This is a genomic window from Peribacillus sp. NPDC006672, assembly GCF_050274955.1.
In the GTDB taxonomy this organism is placed as follows: Bacteria; Bacillota; Bacilli; order Bacillales; family DSM-1321; genus Peribacillus.
On the sequence record NZ_JBNNOR010000012.1, the window covers coordinates 22,847 to 42,179 of the forward strand.

At 36.7% G+C, this 19,333-nt stretch carries 18 protein-coding genes; 15 read left to right on the forward strand and 3 right to left on the reverse strand.

Annotation, left to right across the window (positions count from 1 at the left end; all coding sequences use genetic code 11):
- The gene (locus ACQKKK_RS18700; protein WP_427618103.1) at window positions 1–852 is read right to left on the reverse strand and encodes a GRP family sugar transporter; all 852 of its coding nucleotides are present in this window, start codon (window positions 850–852) and stop codon (window positions 1–3) included.
- A gap of 216 nt (window positions 853–1,068) precedes the next feature.
- Between ACQKKK_RS18700 and ACQKKK_RS18705 the strand changes: the two genes are divergently transcribed.
- The gene (locus tag ACQKKK_RS18705; RefSeq protein ID WP_427618105.1) at window positions 1,069–1,629 is read left to right on the forward strand and encodes a thioredoxin family protein; all 561 of its coding nucleotides are present in this window, start codon (window positions 1,069–1,071) and stop codon (window positions 1,627–1,629) included.
- A gap of 245 nt (window positions 1,630–1,874) precedes the next feature.
- Here the strand turns inward: ACQKKK_RS18705 and ACQKKK_RS18710 are convergent, their stop codons facing one another.
- Complete coding sequence (locus tag ACQKKK_RS18710; RefSeq protein WP_427618107.1) at window positions 1,875–2,420, reverse strand: helix-turn-helix domain-containing protein; 546 nt, start codon at window positions 2,418–2,420, stop codon at window positions 1,875–1,877.
- A 429-nt stretch (window positions 2,421–2,849) separates the two neighbouring features.
- Here ACQKKK_RS18710 and ACQKKK_RS18715 point away from each other — a divergent pair, with 429 nt between their 5' ends.
- The 4 genes from ACQKKK_RS18715 (at window position 2,850) to ACQKKK_RS18730 (ending at window position 6,328) form a co-directional block, all read left to right on the forward strand.
- The gene (locus tag ACQKKK_RS18715; RefSeq protein ID WP_427618109.1) at window positions 2,850–3,089 is read left to right on the forward strand and encodes a PLD nuclease N-terminal domain-containing protein; all 240 of its coding nucleotides are present in this window, start codon (window positions 2,850–2,852) and stop codon (window positions 3,087–3,089) included.
- Window positions 3,086–3,991, forward strand: a complete 906-nt coding sequence (locus tag ACQKKK_RS18720; RefSeq protein WP_427618111.1) for an ATP-binding cassette domain-containing protein — start codon at window positions 3,086–3,088, stop codon at window positions 3,989–3,991. The genes ACQKKK_RS18715 and ACQKKK_RS18720 overlap by 4 nt, the downstream gene beginning before the upstream one ends.
- Window positions 3,988–4,776: an ABC transporter permease gene (locus ACQKKK_RS18725; protein WP_427618113.1), complete on the forward strand. Its 789-nt coding sequence runs from the start codon at window positions 3,988–3,990 to the stop codon at window positions 4,774–4,776. The genes ACQKKK_RS18720 and ACQKKK_RS18725 overlap by 4 nt, the downstream gene beginning before the upstream one ends.
- Window positions 4,777–5,311: 535 nt before the next feature.
- Window positions 5,312–6,328, forward strand: a complete 1,017-nt coding sequence (locus tag ACQKKK_RS18730) for an alpha/beta hydrolase (RefSeq protein ID WP_427618115.1) — start codon at window positions 5,312–5,314, stop codon at window positions 6,326–6,328.
- A 520-nt stretch (window positions 6,329–6,848) separates the two neighbouring features.
- Here the strand turns inward: ACQKKK_RS18730 and ACQKKK_RS18735 are convergent.
- Window positions 6,849–8,240 carry a hypothetical protein gene (locus ACQKKK_RS18735; RefSeq protein WP_427618117.1) on the reverse strand — a complete coding sequence of 464 codons (1,392 nt, stop codon included), beginning with the start codon at window positions 8,238–8,240 and terminating at the stop codon, window positions 6,849–6,851.
- Window positions 8,241–8,979: 739 nt separating this feature from the next.
- Between ACQKKK_RS18735 and ACQKKK_RS18740 the strand changes: the two genes are divergently transcribed.
- The 10 genes from ACQKKK_RS18740 (at window position 8,980) to ACQKKK_RS18785 (ending at window position 19,327) form a co-directional block, all read left to right on the forward strand.
- A complete protein-coding gene (locus ACQKKK_RS18740) occupies window positions 8,980–9,492 on the forward strand; it encodes a hypothetical protein (protein ID WP_427618119.1) in 513 nt (170 codons plus the stop codon).
- Window positions 9,493–10,391: 899 nt separating this feature from the next.
- Window positions 10,392–11,729 (forward strand): MFS transporter, encoded by a 1,338-nt coding sequence (locus tag ACQKKK_RS18745; protein ID WP_427618120.1) that lies wholly within the window; start codon window positions 10,392–10,394, stop codon window positions 11,727–11,729.
- Window positions 11,730–11,835: 106 nt separating this feature from the next.
- Window positions 11,836–12,954: a 2-aminoethylphosphonate--pyruvate transaminase gene (gene phnW, locus ACQKKK_RS18750; RefSeq protein WP_427618271.1), complete on the forward strand. Its 1,119-nt coding sequence runs from the start codon at window positions 11,836–11,838 to the stop codon at window positions 12,952–12,954.
- A 157-nt stretch (window positions 12,955–13,111) separates the two neighbouring features.
- A complete protein-coding gene (locus tag ACQKKK_RS18755; RefSeq protein ID WP_260287411.1) occupies window positions 13,112–13,915 on the forward strand; it encodes a DeoR/GlpR family DNA-binding transcription regulator in 804 nt (267 codons plus the stop codon).
- A 60-nt stretch (window positions 13,916–13,975) separates the two neighbouring features.
- On the forward strand, window positions 13,976–14,506 hold the full coding sequence (locus ACQKKK_RS18760) for an MgtC/SapB family protein (protein WP_427618122.1): 531 nt from the start codon (window positions 13,976–13,978) through the stop codon (window positions 14,504–14,506).
- Window positions 14,507–14,787: 281 nt separating this feature from the next.
- Window positions 14,788–15,975, forward strand: coding sequence for a saccharopine dehydrogenase family protein (locus ACQKKK_RS18765; protein ID WP_427618124.1), 1,188 nt, complete (start codon window positions 14,788–14,790; stop codon window positions 15,973–15,975).
- A 128-nt stretch (window positions 15,976–16,103) separates the two neighbouring features.
- Window positions 16,104–16,913: a phosphonoacetaldehyde hydrolase gene (phnX, locus tag ACQKKK_RS18770; RefSeq protein WP_427618126.1), complete on the forward strand. Its 810-nt coding sequence runs from the start codon at window positions 16,104–16,106 to the stop codon at window positions 16,911–16,913.
- Window positions 16,914–17,024: 111 nt separating this feature from the next.
- Window positions 17,025–17,543: a BMC domain-containing protein gene (locus ACQKKK_RS18775; RefSeq protein WP_427618128.1), complete on the forward strand. Its 519-nt coding sequence runs from the start codon at window positions 17,025–17,027 to the stop codon at window positions 17,541–17,543.
- Window positions 17,543–19,015, forward strand: a complete 1,473-nt coding sequence (locus ACQKKK_RS18780) for an acetaldehyde dehydrogenase (acetylating) (RefSeq protein WP_427618273.1) — start codon at window positions 17,543–17,545, stop codon at window positions 19,013–19,015. Before ACQKKK_RS18775 ends, ACQKKK_RS18780 begins: the two co-directional genes overlap by 1 nt.
- A gap of 24 nt (window positions 19,016–19,039) precedes the next feature.
- Window positions 19,040–19,327: a BMC domain-containing protein gene (locus tag ACQKKK_RS18785; RefSeq protein WP_427618130.1), complete on the forward strand. Its 288-nt coding sequence runs from the start codon at window positions 19,040–19,042 to the stop codon at window positions 19,325–19,327.
- The last annotated feature ends 6 nt before the right edge of the window (window positions 19,328–19,333 follow it).

A 19,333-nucleotide genomic window follows, 5' to 3' on the forward strand; every position in this document is an offset into this window, starting at 1 on the left:
TTATTCTTTTGTATAGCCGATCATGATTCCGCCGGCAATTACGAGTGCACATCCAATGATGACGAAAGCCATTTCCTTTTTGGATTTTTTCTCTCCTAAAAGAAAGATGCCGCCTAAAGTGGATATGACGATTCCCATTTGGGAAAATGAGAAAGCGATGGCTACGCCCACTTTTGGATTAGCGAGCAGGAGACCGATATTTCCAACTGCCCACATCATTCCGGTTAGAATATTTCTTCCAGCATACTTATTAAACGGCTTATACTTGATGGAAAGCAGCAGGGCTGCTAGGAACATGCCAATTGCTTGCGGCAGGATCGCTGACCATCCGTCAACTTCATTCCATCTGACAACGATGACATATGTAACATAACCCACCGTTGAAATGGCAAGATAAAAAATCCCTTTTTTCAAGCTTCCTTCTTTTTTGTTTTCACCGTCGCCATAGCTTGTCAGCAAGACACCTGTAATTAAACAGATTATTGCAACAATGCCGATGATGACTGTCATCCTGTCATTCCATTCCCTGAAAATGATAACCGCAAAAAATGCATTTCCTAGAATTTGCAGTCCTGTTGAGATTGGAACGGTTTTCGATACCCCGATTTCCTTGACGCTATTGAATTGAAATAACTGCCCGAATGCCCAACCTATCCCGGAAATGATGCCGACAATCCAGACTAGACTGCTCCATTCCGGCGGATTGATGAAAGACATCATGATGGCGAACAGTAATGAACCGATTGTAATGCCAAGCGTTTGATTATAAGAGTTGCCTCCGAGTTTTTCGGAAACAAGCACTAAGCTCCCCCATGTCAAAGCAGGTAGTAGCGCAAAAAGAAAACCTTCCACAAAATTTCATCTCCTAAACTAAAAAACAATGTTTTAATGAATATAAAAATAGGTAGTTACCAAGCTATTGATTGTATTTAGAGTTTTCCCTTTACACGGGAAAGAAAAACATGGTTTTTAATTTACCAATTTGTCATTTTAATTTTCAGTATGGAAACCATGAAATAATAGGTGGTTTATGGTACTTTTAAATTAAAAATAGTTAGGAGAAATAGTATGACGACACTGAATGAATGGTTTGAAAAGGGGATTCCTGCTAAAGAATTTGTATCTTCGATGAAAGTCCATAAAGAAAACTTACAATCGATTCAGGAGGTTTTTTCCATTTCTGCAGAGGACCAAGGTTTTTTTGATGAGTTAAAGACGAAGGAACTTCGAGCCATTGTCATTACTGAAGACTGGTGCGGGGACGCGATGATGAATATTCCTATATTGCTGAATATATCTGAAGCGGCAAATATTGAAACTCGCATGGTTTTACGAGATCAAAATCTTGAACTGATGGATCAATACTTAACGAATGGAACAGCGCGTTCGATACCCATTTTTATATTCATTGATAGGAATGGTGAAGAAAAAGCTGTTTGGGGACCTCGTGCACCAAAGGTACAAGAGTACGTAATGGAGTTGAGATCTGACCTGCCTGCTAAGGATGATGAACGTTTTGAGGCAGAACAAAAAGAAGTTTTTAAAAAGATAACAATGGCTTTTTCTGAAGATAAACAACTTTGGGACGAAGTATACGGCAGTATTAAAGAAGCTTTGGGGAAAATTTGATAGTTGATGAGTGATCCTCTTGCAGCTGACATCGGGTATATTCACTTTGATAATCCTCCAAGCAGATAATAAAAACTTGGCGATAAACTTTTTTTATTGGAGTTTCTTCCATTATGAAGGGGCTGTTCCAAAAAGGAGAATGGAACCTCATTGCTTGTGAATATATAGATATGTTTTTAACGTTTTTTTCTATATTATTTATGATTCATGGTACCATGGTTTTGGAACAGCCTTTTTTCATTTGTTTATGATTCTGGAATGATTGTAACCCCGATGGTTCGTATAGGAGAGTCTTGTTTAGCACTTTGATTCGTAGAATTGTAGTATTTTAACATTAAATCGTTCAATTCATTTTGAAAGTTAATAAAACTTTCATCATCAAGCTTTAGTTCTAAAAGTGAAAAGGTTGACCCATCTTCTGAGCAGTCTCTTTCTTCTAATTTAGTAAGATAGTTCTGATATTGAGTCATAAGGGATAATTGATAATAAGACAAAAAGTTCAGCTTTTTCTCATTTGAAGATTTTTTCCATTCTTCCCCGCTAAGTCGCGCTTCTTCTTCATTTAAAACATAGTATTTTTCGGAAACGGATCTCACTTTTTTCTCTTTTACAATGCGAATGACCCCCGAATCCAACAAAACCTGTATATGTCTATATAACGTTGCTTGTGGTACATCTTTAATGATTTTTAACATTTCTAATGGTGTTAAACCATTTTCCCTGTTTCTCATTAAAGCTTGGGAAATCTTTATTCTTACAGGGTGCATTAAAATTTCAGCTTTATTAATCATCGTATTCTCCTTAATTAATAACTGGATAGTGTTAATCAATTTTGATGTTTCAGCACTTCTCTTTTCTTATAGGTCATGAATAATAAGTTTATTTCGTCATATATTGCATTTTTCATTTACGAAAATGACACATCTGGAACCGAAATATTTTTTCGAAGTAAATAAAAAGCCATTATTAAATATTTTCAATTGTGAAAAGCTAATCTTTTCATGCAATAAAGCATAGAGGATTTACGCGAAAAAGCGTAAAAAATATCATTATATTTTTATTGTTATTTATAATGATAATATTATCATTATAAATAACAATAAAAACTAAAACAATATTTATAAAAGAAAAATTGGTGCAATACTCCAAATAAGGTGTTATCATTATTGATAATGATAACACCTTATTTGGAGTTATTTTAAATTATAGGAGTGGTTGGTATGCAATTGCATTATGGATGGAACGAATTGAAAGATATTGATTTTATGTCTATTCTGCCGATTATTTTACCGGTGATTGCTATTGGATTGATTTTAGTCCTTATAGCATTGATTGATTTATACAGAAATCGAAAGACTAGGAAAAATGTTTTATTGTGGACACTCATCATTATTTTTGCAAATACTATTGGTCCAATTCTGTACTTCGTTATTGGCAGAAAGGACAGTGACAGGATATGAAATTAGAAATTAGAAATGTTACAAAAAAATTCAAAGAAAAAACAGCGGTCAATAATTTTTCAATGGAACTGCAATCAGGGGAATGTGTTGGATTGATAGGGCCAAATGGGGCTGGTAAATCGACACTGATAAAAGTGATTGCAGATATTATAGATCCAAGTATGGGAGAAGTATTGCTTGATGGTAAGAAAATTTCAAAAATGAAAAAGGAAATAGGCTACTTACCGCAATACCCAAACTTTTTTCAATGGATGACTGCTAAAGAAACCCTTACTTTTATGGGGGAGCTATCAGGAATAAAGAAGGAAGAATTAACACGGAGTATTCCAGAAATCATGTCGAAAGTAGGGTTAAGCGGGGAAGAGAATTCAAAGGTAAGAACCTTTTCAGGCGGAATGAAACAGAGGCTTGGAATTGCACAAGCGTTGTTACATAAACCAGCATTGATTGTCATGGATGAACCAGTTTCGGCATTAGATCCAATCGGCCGGAGAGAAGTGTTAAATATAATAAAAGAAATAAAGAAAGATACGACAATTTTAATATCGACACATATATTAAGCGATGCAGAAGAAATATGCAAGAGGTTTGTCATTATAAAGAGTGGTAAAAAAATCGAAGATACAACAATGTCAGAATTATTAAACAGGAATAGCGGAAATAAAATTAATGTCGATATAACCTCTAAAAGTCAAAAATGGATTGAAAACGTTAAAAGCTTGAACTTTGTAAAAAGTGTAGAGGTAATGGGAAATAAATTGAAGATAGAAGTGGAAAATATTGAGTCAAACAAAAACATGTTACTCGCGAGTGCTCTTGAGCATAATGTTGATCTTGTAAGGTTCGAAATAGATAACGATACATTGGAAGAGATATTCTTAAAATTGGTGGTGGAAAAATGAATAATTTTACCGTTTTAGCGAAAAAGGAATTTGTTCAGATGGTACGTGAATTTAAAGTACTTTGGCTGCCGCTTGTATTTTTATTTTTAGGAATAACTCAACCAGTTGTAAGCTATTATTTACCTTCAATATTAGAGGCACTGGGTGGGGGCCAAGGAATCACGATTGATCCAAGCATGGCTGCCCAAAAAGGCGGCGAAGTTCTTGCAAGTACATTAGGGTCCCAATTTGATCAGCTGGGGGTCATGATCATCATCGTTTCCTTGATGGGAGTCGTACAATCTGATAAAGCAAATGGTATGCTGGCTTTCATTCTTACAAGGCCCGTGACGGTTGTATCTTATATAAGTGGAAAAATCATTTCCAACTATCTATTTGTTGCCTGCAGTGTGGCATTAGGATACTTGGTTTCATATCTGTATGTAGTTTTTTTGTTTACGAGTGTTGAGTTTGTGGATTTAATAATAGCTTTGTTATTCTATCTGCTGTGGATTCTATTTATCGTTTCATTCACGACGATGATCAGTACCATTTTTAATAGTCAGGGTATTATTGCATTAATTTCGATAGTATTTCTCCTCGGCTGCAGAATCATTGTTGGTTTAAGTCCGGTTATAGACAATGTGAATCCAGCAAGCATGAGTAAACATGCCATGGAAGTACTGATTTTAGGCACAGTTAATACACAGGCGATTTGGGGTGCATTAGCGGCACTTGCGTTGACGGTGTTAACGATATTAGTAACGAACATATGGATTACAAAAAAGAAATTCAATAACGAATAAGTTTGGGAGGAAATGTGCTAATCATGGAGTGATTGAAGGATTGCATATTTTAAAGGGAGATAATTTCTATTTAAAGCAAAACCAAGATATTGTATTAAAAATCATTCAAGAGTATTTACTAAGAAGTCGTTGTGAAATTCTGATTTAGGTATATGCAAGTGTTTGGGAACTCAGATTACCCAAAAGTGTTCGGATCATGACTTTAGAATTATGGATTATATCCAGATTTTAAAGATGAAATGATTTCAGTCACTTTTGGGTCCTTTTTTTCTACCTAAGCTATAATGGAACTTTGATTTAAGCTGGTTACTATTTATTAAAATCATGTATATTATCATGTAAGGCTCAAATTGGAGCAGCTAAAGTCTCAGCCAGTATGTTAAGGGATATGATTACACATTGACTCATAACGGTACAAAAAATTTATATTTGAAATAAAGAACATGAAGCGAAACAAATGTTTCAAATTTTTTTTTGGAAGTATGGATCTCTATCCAGATTTTCATGTTTAATAAATAAAGAAGGGTTGACGCAATTGAGAACAACGACCAAATTTTATAAGAAAAAACGATGGATGATTCCCATCTCTATCATGATCATTCCAATTATCCTTGTATTAATAATAGGGAAATTCACACCGGTACTTAATACCTTTATGATCAAGCAGCTTTTCGAAGCAGATTCTTTTGCATCTCCTAAAAACATGGAAATAATTAAAGGACAGGTCCATGTCGAAAAAGATTTAACTTATGATAAGCATGGAATGGATAATAGTATTTTAGATATTTATTATCCCAAAAATATGAATAAACCACTCCCCGTTATCATGTGGATACACGGAGGTGCTTTTGTATCAGGCAGTAAGGAACAAACAAAAGAATATGGTATGGCATTAGCCAATGAAGGATATGTCGTGGCCAATATAAACTATGCGATTGCACCAGGACAAAAATATCCCGGTCCAATTCTGCAAGCCAACCAAGCCCTCAAGTTTTTACAGGAGAATATCGCTAAATACGGTGGTGATATGGATACTCTATTTATCGGGGGGGACTCAGCTGGTGCGCAAATCGCTAGTCAAACCGTTGCGTTAATAACGAATGAAGCACTGGCAAAGTCAATGGATATTCAACCTTCAATTGATAAAGCACAGTTAAAAGGTGCACTTTTATATTGTGGGATTTATAACATGGACGAAATGGGTACTCAGTCTTCTCCGGTGATAAAGAAGGGGATCGACTCGGTGTTTTGGGCATATACAGGGAAAAAGGATTATAAAGCTTTCTCTAGACTGAATGAGATGTCTACAGTTAAACATATAACACCATATTACCCTCCGACCTTTTTGACAGTTGGAGATGCGGATCCACTAGCACCACAATCAGCAGAACTTATAGACGTTCTTGAAAAACAAGGAGTGGAAATAGAAAGTGTTCTATTTGATGGAACAAATACGGACTTAGGTCATGAATACCAATTTGATTTTACCATCCCGCATGCTGAACAAACTTTTGGGAAAACCATTCAATTTTTAAAGGAACATAGTGAATGATTTTTTTTAATATGATATTCAATTCGGTGTATTTCAGCATTATCAGGCTAATATGTTTGCCAAGATTATACCCTATTCATTTAGGGGGTATTGTCCGATAATCCTAATATTAGACTTGCCACCTAAAAAACGAAATCCCCTGTTTCATTCATGCAGGGGATTTCGTTTTTTATAAACAAGCAAGGTTGTGAAAGCAATAACCAGCAATAGAAAGAGGGGGAGAAAATTGCTTATAAACTGAAAATATTTGTTTCCTTTACAACTGTCAGAGTAGGTTGATACGTCTTCGATAGATGCAGTTGCATATCCATTTTGAGCATAAGCTTTTCCGCTTATCAAGCATTTTTAAGCTTAGCAGGGGTATGCGATTTTTTTGTTTCATATTGATAGCCCCTCATTTTATAAACTAACCCTTCAAGTAAGATATCGTAATTTATCGATAAATCAATCCGCTATGTCGATCGATTTAGAATTATTTAAAATCAATCTACCCTGTTTAGGAACACAGGAGTACATTAAGCTAAATGATAAACATCGCGACTATTGTAGTGACTACTAAACCAATGGTTACCGGCAGCAGGTTCCGGCGTGCAAGTTCAAAAGGACTGACGTTACAAATTGCAGCGGCTGGGATCAATGCCCATGGAATCAGGGTGCCTCCGCCAACCCAAATCGCGGTTATTTGCCCAAGGGCGGTCAATGTGGCGGTTCCGCTTCCGATTGCCGTTCCAAATAGTTTGGCAACCGATCCCGCTAAAGAAATGCCTGAGAAGCCCGATCCATCCAAGCCGGTGATGGCACCGATGCCCGTTAATGTGACGGCGGCTATTTCTTTCGTTAAAGGAACGGAAGCCGCTAAGGCAGCACCGAGATCATTAACGATGCCGAGAGAAGTTTTTGGTAAATAGGCACCGATAATCTGATTGAAGCCAGAATCACCTAAATAGAAGAATGCAGCGATTGGAATGACGGGTCCGAATACTTTGAAGCCAAATTGAAAACCCTGAATCAAATAGGCCGTTGATTTTTCAAGTCCTTGTTGTTTATGAGCGACAAGGGATAAAATCAGCAAAATGAAAACGGCTGTACCGCCAACCAACGCCGTGGCATCACCGCCTTGCAGCTTCAAAATCGACAATGCCACAACATCTAACAGAAAAGCAATCGGAATGAAGACGGCAAAAAACTTCTTTTGTGCCAGTGTGAGCAGATCTTCACTGAATGTTTGATCTTGGACGATCCCTTCATTATCCGCCGCCTTGATTCTTCCAAGTTTCATATCCCGCTTTAAAAGGATAAAGGCAGAGATGGTGGTGACGCCCCCCATTGTTATGACAAGAGGAATGCTTGCAGCGATGACATCACCGACTGGTATGGAAGCGGCATCCGCCGTTAGTTTAGGTGCAGCTTGAATGATGAAATCCCCTGATAATGCTATTCCATGGCCAAAAAGGTTCATCGCCATCGCTACGCCTAACGCAGGTAAACCAGCACGTAATGCAACGGGAAGCAGGACCGCCCCAAGTAAGGCAACGGCCGGTGAGGGCCAGAAAAAACAGGATATGAACATCATGACGATCCCGATAATCCAAAAGGCAAGTGTAGGATTTTTAATGAATTTCGCAAATGGTGCAATCATGACATCGTTAATGCCGGACTTCGTTAAAACCGTGCTCATGGCGACTATGATTGAAATGATTAATATCGTGGGCATTAATTCCGTGATTGCAAAAATGAAGCTGTTGAATATCCCGCTTATGGATGAGGCTAAACTGCCTGTTGCCACTAAAGCCAAAAGAAAAATTCCAATTATACAGATGAGGGTAGTATCACGACGTTTTACCATAAACCCAATTATCAATGCAATAAATACAACATAAATCCAATGGAGTGCCGTTAATTCCATCTCCATGATCCGTCACCCCTCATAATATGCCTAGTTACAGATTATGAGGGAGGTATGGCGGGGTGAGTTGTTTCATGAATTTAAAGGCTTATCTACTTTTATTTTCACTTATGATGTAAATACTTAGTTCAGAAAGCAACCTCAACCTGATTATTTGGCCAGAGTATTTTTCCTTGTGCAATCTGATAATAAAGAGGATACCAAACCTTCGAACAGGGGAGATGACACAGTCAGGTCCACCTCAAAAAAACGTAAAAATCGTTATAAATCAGGTCTTGTTACGTAATGGATTTAATGGTAGTAAAACAAAATCGGTACTTATTAAAGCTCTAAAACAGTACTTAATAAGCAGTCCAAAAAAAGCTTGATGTGGATGGAAAATGGGGCTAAGACTAAGGTTGCACCTGGAATATTTGATTCGGTCTTCGGGATAGCTGCCTAGTCGGGGTGATATAAATTCCAGAGGTCTAAAAAGATAACTGCAGATAAGGCTACTTTCACTAAAATGTTTGCTGCATAATAAAGAGGATGGATTATAAATGCGACATTTATATTATTGTACTACCCAAATGTGGTAATCCTTCAGAGGCCTCTTTTTATTTGTAATGCAATTACACTGAAATGCTGGATTGGTAATGGCCTTTGATAAGGTTTTTAAATCTTTATGGATATTTACCACATGTATTGAACAATTTAATAAAGGGCCTTTTTTTAAGGGTTAATTTTCAATACGGAGGGATTTTTTGTGGATAATAATACTAAAAAAAAGATTGAATCAGAAGTTAAAAAAACGGTGGATATTGAAATTGCTCAAGAGTTAAGTGATTTTAGAACTCAATTGAATCACCTTCAAAATTCACTATCAAATAGCGGGCAAAATTCAGGGCAACAAACAGGACAACAAAATCAACAGCAAAATCAACAACAAAATCAATTAATGGAACAAATCCAGCAATTTGCTAGCCAAGCACAAAACCAACTGCAACAAACTGATCAACAATTACAACAGTCCATTCAACAAGCAATCCAATCTTTAAACCAATGTCTTCAATATGCACAAACAAATCAAGCGCTTAACCAAATCAATCAAGTAGTAGGTCAAGCACAACAGCAATTTAACCAATTGGGTCAACAGGGTCAACAGGGTCAACAGCAAGGTCAACAGCAAGGTCAGCAACAAGGTCAACAACAAGGTCAACAACAAATGAGCAATCAGCAATATGGCCAAATGGGACAACAACAAAACCATTTACAATAATTTTACCTAATTCAATCTATTTGAGAATCCAGTACTATATTGGATTCTCATTATTTATGTATTTAAATTTTATCCATTTTATAACCGGGTATTCCTTGTCTTATACGACGTTTTACCATAAATCCGATTATCAATTCAATAAATACAACATAAATCCAATGGAGTGCCGGTAATTTCATCTCTATGATCCGTCTCCTTCATAAATCTATCGTTTTTCCAAAATGTCACTAAATCTCTCAAAAATCAAAAATCTTATTCGTACCTAATTATTATGTTGCTATAATGAATTTATTTATAAAGTTACAAAGTACTAAAATTAATACTTTGAGAATTGAAAAAAGAATTGGAACAATTGAAAGTTGTTTTTTAGTTCACAGTGATGGTTACCTATGTTTTCATCCAGAAAAGTATTTATTTAAAAAAGCGCTGAAATGCTCTTCAGCGCTTTTAACATGCGTCCATTCTCGAACGAAGAGGGTTGAGGCTCGTAAATAGCCTTTTTAAGTAAGATTATTCCTTTTAATTTAGTACAAATTAAATGAAATCTCATTTTCTGTTATAAAAAACATTCATTGGCTCTTGACTGCCTATGGATTACATAGGTTCCAGTCAATAAACTTTTAACAGACCACGGCCTACAACCGCAAAAAGGAAACTGGGGTAAAATGTATTCTAGCTATAAACGTTCCTTTATCCCCCTCATAAGTAAAAAGTTATAAATTTTAGTTTTTAACATATATTTCAGAAAACAAATAAAAACCAACATAAAAAAACCTCAGTGCCAATTAAATAAAAAATAATATAGAAAAAATATTCACAATTGTCAGAAAATGTGATATGTTATTTTACACATTAGAAAACGCTTTCAATCTTTGGAATTTCAAAAAAGGGGGGTTTTTATGTCGGTAATAGTTCACTCGAAAAAGACCAAAAGGAAAGCCTTGGTTGCAAGTTTGATTGGTAGTTCAATAGAATATTATGATTATTTGTTGTATGGTACTGTGGCTGCATTAGTTTTCAACAAACTGTTCTTCCCGAATTTTAGTCCAGCGGTAGGTTTACTGATCGCATTAGCATCTTTTGGGATCCCTTACTTCTTTCGTCCACTTGGAGGTATTATTTTTAGCCACATTGGAGACAAAATTGGGAGAAAAAAGTCATTGGTATATACCCTTGGAATCATGGGTGTAAGTACGGCCCTCATTGGTTTATTACCTGGTTACCAATCTATTGGGGTTTGGGCACCATTTTTGCTTGTAACTTTAAGGTTGATTCAAGGAATCGCTGTGGGAGGTGAATGGGGAGGAGCAGTCCTACTTGCAGTGGAATATACAGAGAAAGAAAAACGTGGTTTTGCAGGAAGTATCCCGATGATGGGAGCAGCTGTAGGAATGATCCTTGCCACCGCTACCATATCCCTGGTGAGATTGTTGCCAGATGCCGCTTTTCTTTCGTGGGGGTGGCGTATACCATTCGTTGGAAGCTTGGCGCTAGTCCTAATCGGTTTATGGATACGGAATGGTTTAGAGGAGACACCAGATTTCCAAAAGGCAAAAGATGAAGGCAAAGTGTCTAAACTTCCGATTGCTGATACACTAAAACACCATTGGAAAGAAGTACTTTTGATTACAGGTGCAAAAGCCATTGAGACCGCTCCTTTCTATATGTTTGCGACTTTTGGGGTCTCATACGCAACTAATACATTAAAGATGCCGGAAAGTCCGGTATTAAATGCCGTGACGATTGGAACACTAATTTCTCTCTTTATGATTCCTCTTATTGGTAAATTATCTGACCGGATTGGAAGGAAAAGTATATTTATAGGTGGGACGTTAGGAGTAATTATCTTCTCAATACCATACTTCCTTTTACTCTCTAAGAAATCAATACTTTTGCTAACCGTCGCGGTAATGATCGGATATGGTCTTTGGTCTATCATTACTTCTGTTATGGGCACTTTATTCTCTGAAATGTTTAAAGCAGAAATTCGTTATACAGGAATTTCTGTAGGCTATCAACTAGGTGCCGCCCTTTTCGGAGGTACAGCACCATTAATTGCTACTTGGCTTATTGCAAAGTTTAATGGTTCGTGGCTTCCTGCTGCAATCTACCTCATGTTACTTGGTGTTTTATCACTAATTTGTGTAGTCTTACTGAAAACGATGAGCGAACGTGAAAATAGTGCATCTACAAACAATATAGAACCGTATTTAGCGGACGAAATAATTAAGAATTGAAGTAAGTCTGTTTTTTATTAATTGATTATTCATAGATTCAAACAAGTAGGAAATTTACAAGAGTAAAAAACTTAGAAAAGGTGGAATTACAATGAATGTTAAAGATATTACAAACAATCCATATTTATTACTAACTCCTGGTCCATTAACTACAACAGAAACAGTTAAATTAGCAATGATGAAGGATTGGTGTACTTGGGATGATGATTATAATAATATTGTTCAAGATATCAGGAAGTCAATTGTACAACTAGCAACTAATTCAAAGGATAAGTACTCAGCTGTTTTGATGCAGGGTAGTGGGACTTTTAGTGTGGAATCCGTAATTGGAACTGTAATTCCGAAGAGTGGAAAATTATTAGTGCTAGCCAACGGAGCATATGGAAATAGGATAGCAAAAATATCGGGTATCCTTGGAATTAATACGATTGTATTAGATAGTGGGGAGGTTAAACATCCAGACCTGAATGAGTTAAATAAAACATTGGAGAATGATCAAGATATAACTCATGTTGCTATTGTTCATTGTGAAACAACAACCGGTATGCTAAACCCTATTGAAAAAGTAAGTGAAATTGTCAAAAAACATAACAAGATATTTATTGTAGACGCGATGAGCAGCTTCGGTGGCATTGAAATGGATATAGATACACTAAACATTGATTTTCTCATTAGTAGTGCAAATAAGTGTATCGAGGGTGTACCTGGTTTTGGATTTGCCATCGTCAAAATTGAAGAGTTTGCAAAATGCAAGTCAAACGCAAGGTCTCTATCACTGGATCTTTATGATCAATGGGAAACTATGGAAAATAATAATGGTAAGTGGCGATTCACTTCTCCTACTCATGTAGTTCGAGCATTTGCACAAGCATTAAAAGAATTAGCTGAAGAAGGTGGAATAAAGAGAAGAGCAGAAAGATATAGAAATAACCAAAGGATCCTTGTAGAAGGAATGAAAAAGCTTAATTTCAAACCGTTGCTTCCCGATGAATTACAGTCACCATTTATTACGCCTTTCTACTATCCACAAGATAAGGAATTTAAATTCACTGAATTTTACAATAGGTTAAAGGAAAAAGGATTTGTAATCTATCCAGGAAAAGTCACCAATTTAAATACGTTTAGAATTGGTAACATCGGAAACGTACATCAAAGTGATATGGAAGCATTATTACTTGCGATTGAGCAAAGCAGCTATTGGCAGAAACCTGCATTTAATAACTAGGTTCTTCCTTAGAATACTTGTATCTTCCATCATTGTTTCTTATACTTTTTTAATAGATTGGATTACCTTTTAACGATTATTGGAAAACCCGGTTAGAATAGTAATTTAATCAAACTTATGAAACAATGATGGAAATACTAATTTTGGGGTGAAAGTCTTGTCATTAGCTGGGGAAGAAAGAAAGAGAAAAATTCTTGAATTATTAGAGGTTAGCGGAAAAGTTACGGTTAAGGATCTTTCAGGCATATTAAAGGTTTCGACTGAAACCATTCGGAAATACTTAGATGAATTACATCAAGAAGAAAAGTTGAAAAAAGTCTATGGTGGGGCTATTGAAAATTCATTTTTTAATGGGGAGCCTTCCACTGATGAAAGAGAGGTCATACATTCTGACGAAAAAAGAAGAATCGGAGAAATAGCAGTTAATCTTATTAATGACAACGATGTAATAGCCATTGATGATGGGAGCACACCATTGCAATTGGCAAAAAATCTGCGGAAAAAGAAAAACTTGACTATTTATACCACTTCTATTAATTCCCTCTCTGTTCTCATTGATTTAAACCATCAAAATATTTTTTCAGGAAAAATTATCATGTTAGGTGGAGAGATTAACACTTCTCATCATAGAGTATCTGGGCCTTTCACATTACAGATGCTGGATGGGCTCTACATTGACAAGTTTTTTATATCGGCAGATGGTCTTTCTATAAAAAGTGGTATAACTAGCTATGACTTTTCAAAAGGTATGGTAGCAAAGAAACTAATCGCGCAATCAGAAAAGTCTATATTATTAATTGATCATTCCAAGGTAGGAAAACGCACCCATTATAAAATGGCGGATCTTCAAGATATAAGTATGGTGATATCCGACAGACAACATCCAAGTGATTGGGAAACACCACTGAGAGAAAACAATGTAAAATGGTTGGTTGCAGACACTACTATAGATGAAAAATAATAAGAAGATAACCTCTCAGTAATATAGGGAAACTTTTTGCCTATGAAGGGGGATCAGCAAATGGATTATTTTATGGTATTTTACGAAGAGCATATTTTGCAAAACTTAGAAATGTATTTGAGGCTAGTAATCAGTGCTCTGCTAGGAATGTTTATCGGTTGGGATAGGAGTGCAAAAAACAAACCAGCTGGATTAAAAACATTTACTTATGTTTCTGTCTCTTGCACTCTAATCACTCTTGTTTCGATTTACAGTGTTGACGTCTTCAGCCATTCTAATATAAATATTAGAATGGATCCTATGAGGCTTTCTGCACAAATTGTTTCTGGCCTGGGTTTTTTAGGGGCTGGTCTTATTTTAAAGGACGGACTTAGGGTACAAGGGTTAACATCTGCCGCTATGGTGTTTTTTGCTGGAGGTGTAGGTATTGGAATTGGTGCTGGCTTTTATGGACTTGTATGTGCGTCTGTCTTCATTACTTTTATTTTAACTAAAATTAGTAACAACATTGAACATCGACAAGCAAAATCACAAGAAAAGAGAAAAATTGAGCATAGAATACCAAGTGGTACGGATGTGCAAGAAGGTTAAAATAATAATTTAAAATAGTTATATAAAATGGAAAGCCAGTTCTTGAGATTAAAGAACTTGGCTTTTATTTATTTACCCTTTATTTTGGTGTTCTACAAAGCTGCTTGAAAAGTTCTTTATCATTAAGAAATAAATAAAGGGAGAATTTGAACAAAGTGAAAACAAAATAAACAAATAAAAACAAATAAAAAACAAGCAAAAACAGGACAAAACAATATTGATATGGTAAACTTTAAGTAACTCAAATTGAGTGAATATTTTTAAAAAAGAGGATGTTGCTAATGAAAGTATTCTGTTTAGGTGGAGCCGGAAGAATCTGTAGAGAAGCTGTTCTTGATCTAGTCGAGTATTCCGATTTTGATGAAATTACAATTGGTGATTTCAATGAAGCTTTAGGGGAAAAATTAGTTAACGAACTAAACGACCCTCGTGTGAACTTCGTGAAAGTAAATGTAATGAATCATGATGAAACAGTTGAGCAGATGAGGGGCTACGATATAGTAATGGATGGCACTGCCATTACATTAAATGGTATTTCTACGGCATGTATTGCAGAAGCGGGATGTCATGGAATCAATTTAAATGGATTTGGTGCAGAAGATGAATTTTCAGAAATTTTCAAAAGCAACAACAGAACTGCAGTTCCAGGTTTTGGGATGACGCCAGGTGTAACTCAAATGATGGCCATGCACGCTGCCAATCAATTGGAAGAAATTGAATCTATTAGAGTAAGCCACGGGTCTTTTAGGCCGATCGCCTTCTCAAAATCAATTACAGAAACAACAACTTATGAGTACGATCCAGACCTTCCTGGAAGAATCGTTTTTGAAAAAGGTGAGTTTGTGCAAGTTGCTCCATTCGCAAGGCCCAGAAACATCAAACTGCCTGAGCCGTATGGTGAAACCGTTCAATATATTATTCCTCATTCTGAAACACGCACACTAGCTAAAGCGCTTTCATATAAGGGCGTACAACTAATCGAAGTCAGGGGTACTTGGCCTAAACAAAATATGCAGTTAGTTCGTTCGCTATATGACTACGGAATCATTGCAAACCCTAAAGTGGTGGTGAATGAAAAAGAAATAGGCCTTATGGATATTATTGGTGATTACTTGCTTCAGTCAAAGGCAGGACAAGAAACTGAGTTATACGGGTATTCCCTCCATGTTGAAGTAGTCGGGATAAAAGATGGTGTTAAAAAGCGTCATGTTTTATACCATACGCACCCATCTAGTGATGGATCCGTTGAGGGATGGGAAAAGCTAAGAGCTTATACTCGAAATGTAGGAATCCCAATGGCGATAGCTACTGAGATTATCGCTAAAGGCTTGGTGAAGCAAACAGGGGTGTTAATTCCAGAAGATGCATTTGAACCGACAATGATTTTTGATGAACTAAAGAAAAGAGGCATTCATGTTCATGAAGAAATTGAAGTTGTTGATGTGAGTGTAGAAGAAACTACCGTATAGAGCCAATTTTAAAAGATAGAAAAATGGAGATATAGGAACCACATCTTTTAATAATAATGACAATAAAACTCCCATTCACTTAAATAGGAGAAATACCAACGATGTTGTCGAAGAAGGAGGTTGGCGTTTTGAATAATCATTCTCCCCAAATTGAGGCGGTTATTTTTGACTGGGCAGGAACAACTGTTGATTATGGTTGCTTTGCACCACTAGAGGTGTTCAAAGAGGTATTTAGAAAAAGAGGAATAGAAGTGTTAGATGAGGAAGCACGAGCACCAATGGGCCTCTTAAAGTGGGATCATATTCGACAAATGTGCGATATGGACCGAATCGCAGAATTATGGAAAAGTAAGTATGGTAATTTGCCTGAAGATAAAGATGTCGATGCTCTATATGCAGATTTTGAACCTATGCTGTTTTCGATACTCCCTAACTATTGTAATCCAATACCGGGTGCTATTGAATTAGTTGAACGTCTGAGAAGAAAAGGAATAAAGATTGGTTCTACCACTGGATATACAGCTGAAATGATGGAAGTTGTTGCAGCAGGAGCGAAAAAAAGGGGCTACGCTCCAGATATGTTAGTAACGCCGGATGATGTGCCTGCTGGACGTCCGTTTCCGTGGATGATTTATCAAAATGCCATGAATTTAGGAGTCTATCCTATGAAGCATTTTATCAAAGTAGGAGATACAGTGAGCGATATTAAAGAAGGAGTTAACTCGGGTTCTTGGAGTGTGGGCATATTAAGAGGCAGCAGTGAATTAGGGTTGAAGGAAGAAGAAGTGAATGCTCTAGATCCAGAAACTTTAGCGGAAAAACTGGAAGTAGTGGCAGAAAGATTTAAAAAAGCTGGTGCTCATTATGTTATTGATAGTATTGGGGAATTAGATCAATTAATTCCAAAAATTAATTTGCGCCTGGCTAATGGCGATTAAATTCTATAGATAAGGTTCGCTCATTTTACAAAAGATAAAATATTATTTCAACCAAAATGAGGAGTTTTCCTATAATCGGGAAACAAAGAGGCGGAGAGGTGAAAATGATTGGTGAAAAATGCCTACGCATTAGGTCTGGTCGAAACTATTGGCTTTCCCGCAATGATTGCTGCTGCTGATGCCGCTTCGAAAGCTGCTGATGTAAAAATCACTACCTATCAAGGTGCAGATGCAGGGATTGTTACTATTTATATAGTGGGTGATGTTTCTTCCGTACAATCGGCTGTTATTGTAGGAGAAGAAGCGGCTAGAAAAGTCGGAATATTCCGTTATTCACGTGTGATAGCGCGACCGGATGATCATGTTATCAAAATGCTCTTTCCAAAGCTTGAAGAAGAAAAAAAAGCTGTCAAAAGTGAAAAAGCAATCCAGCGAGTTGAACAGCCAGGTACCATAGCTAGTGATGAAAATGTAAAAGAACTTCATAAAAAGAGCACCCAAGAGTTAAGAAAGCTTGCCAATTCTTTAAGTGGCTTCCCTCTATCTCCCCAAGAAATTACAACTGCGAAAAAAGAGGAATTAATAAAATATGTAAATGCACTTCAGAATGGGAAAGGTGGGGATAAATGATGATGTTGGATAAAGATCTTGAATCGATTCAAGAAGCAAGACAGCTTCTTGAACAAGCAAAGTTAGCACAGCAAAAAATTGAAAATATGACTCAAGACCAAGTTGATCAAATTGTTCAGAGTATGGCTCAAGCTGCTGCAAAGGAAGCTGGAAGGCTTGCAGCGATGGCTGTTGATGAAACGGGGTATGGAAAGATAGAGGATAAGCGGACAAAAAATCTATTTTCCGCAAGAGATATATTTGAATCAATGAAAGATAAAAAGACAGTAGGGATCATTTCTCGTAATGAAGAAAAACAAGTGTGGGAAGTAGCTGAACCGGTGGGCGTAATAGCGGGGATTGTCCCGTCCACTAACCCTACTTCAACAGCCATCTTTAAAGCACTTATCTCATTAAAGTCCAGAAATGCCATCGTTTTTAGTCCACATCCAACTGCAGCAAAGTGTACAAATGAAACGGTGAGAATTCTGCAAGAAGCTGCAGAGGAAGCAAATGCACCAAAAGGAATCATTTCAAGCATTACAAATCCGACTTTTGCTTCGGCGCATGAGTTAATTAATCATAAGTTAACGGATCTTATTTTAGCTACTGGTGGTACGGATATGGTAAAAGTTGCTTACAGTTCAGGTAAACCTGCATTTGGGGTAGGACCTGGAAATGTTCCAGTTTTTATTCATTCAAGTGCTAATGTAGAAAAAGCCGTAAAACAAATCGTGCAAAGTAAAACATTTGATTATGGAACCATCTGTGCATCTGAACAAGCGATCATTGTAGAAAAAAGTATAAAAAGAAAAGTGAAAAAAGAGTTGGAAAATGAAGGGGCTTATTTCCTGGATGATTATGAAAAGAAAAAAATAGAGGAAATCATCATGGTCAACGGGAGGTTAAATCCTGGAATAGTGGGCAAATCCCCACAAACATTAGCCAATATGGCAGGGATTTTCGTTTCAGATGGGATTAAGGTATTGATTGCAGAAGAAACGAATATCGGAAAGTCTTATCCTTTTTCAGTAGAAAAGTTATCCCCAATTTTAGCTTATTATACTGTTGAGGATTGGCAAGAAGCTAGTCATGTTTGTAATGAATTGCTTAAGGTAGGCGGACTTGGGCATACGCTTGGGATTCATTCTGAAAACAAACAAATTATTGAAAAGATAGGGTTGGAACAAAGAGTATCTCGAGTTGTAGTCAATTCCGGAACAACATTTGGTGGAATTGGGGCTACAACAGGGATTACACCATCAATGACACTAGGTTGTGGAACATATGGAAACAATGTATCATCGGACAACATCGGTCCAGAGCATTTGTTGAATATAAAACGAATTGCTTTTGGGGTTCGTGAAATGCCTAATGAACAATCATCAGACTATGTTCATGCCCGAAAAGAGGAATCAGGTAGTGAGAAAACAATTTCAAGATCGGAAGTTATGGATATAGTGAAAAGTGTCCTGCAAGAACTAAAATTATAACTTATAAATAGGGAGGCAAAAACAATGAGCGTAGAAATGGGAGCATTAGGAATGATCGAGACAAAAGGATTAGTAGGTGCAATAGAGGCGGCTGATGCCATGTCAAAAGCTGCAAATGTAAAACTAATTGGTAAAGTACATGCAGGTGGAGGCCTAGTAACAGTTATGGTGCGGGGGGATGTTGGAGCGGTTAAAGCATCTGTAGACGCAGGAGCAGTAGCAGCTGAAAATATAGGAGAACTGATTTCCGTTCATGTCATTCCACGTCCTCATTCAGATATTGAACTTATTCTTCCGAAGTTGGAAGGATAAACAGTA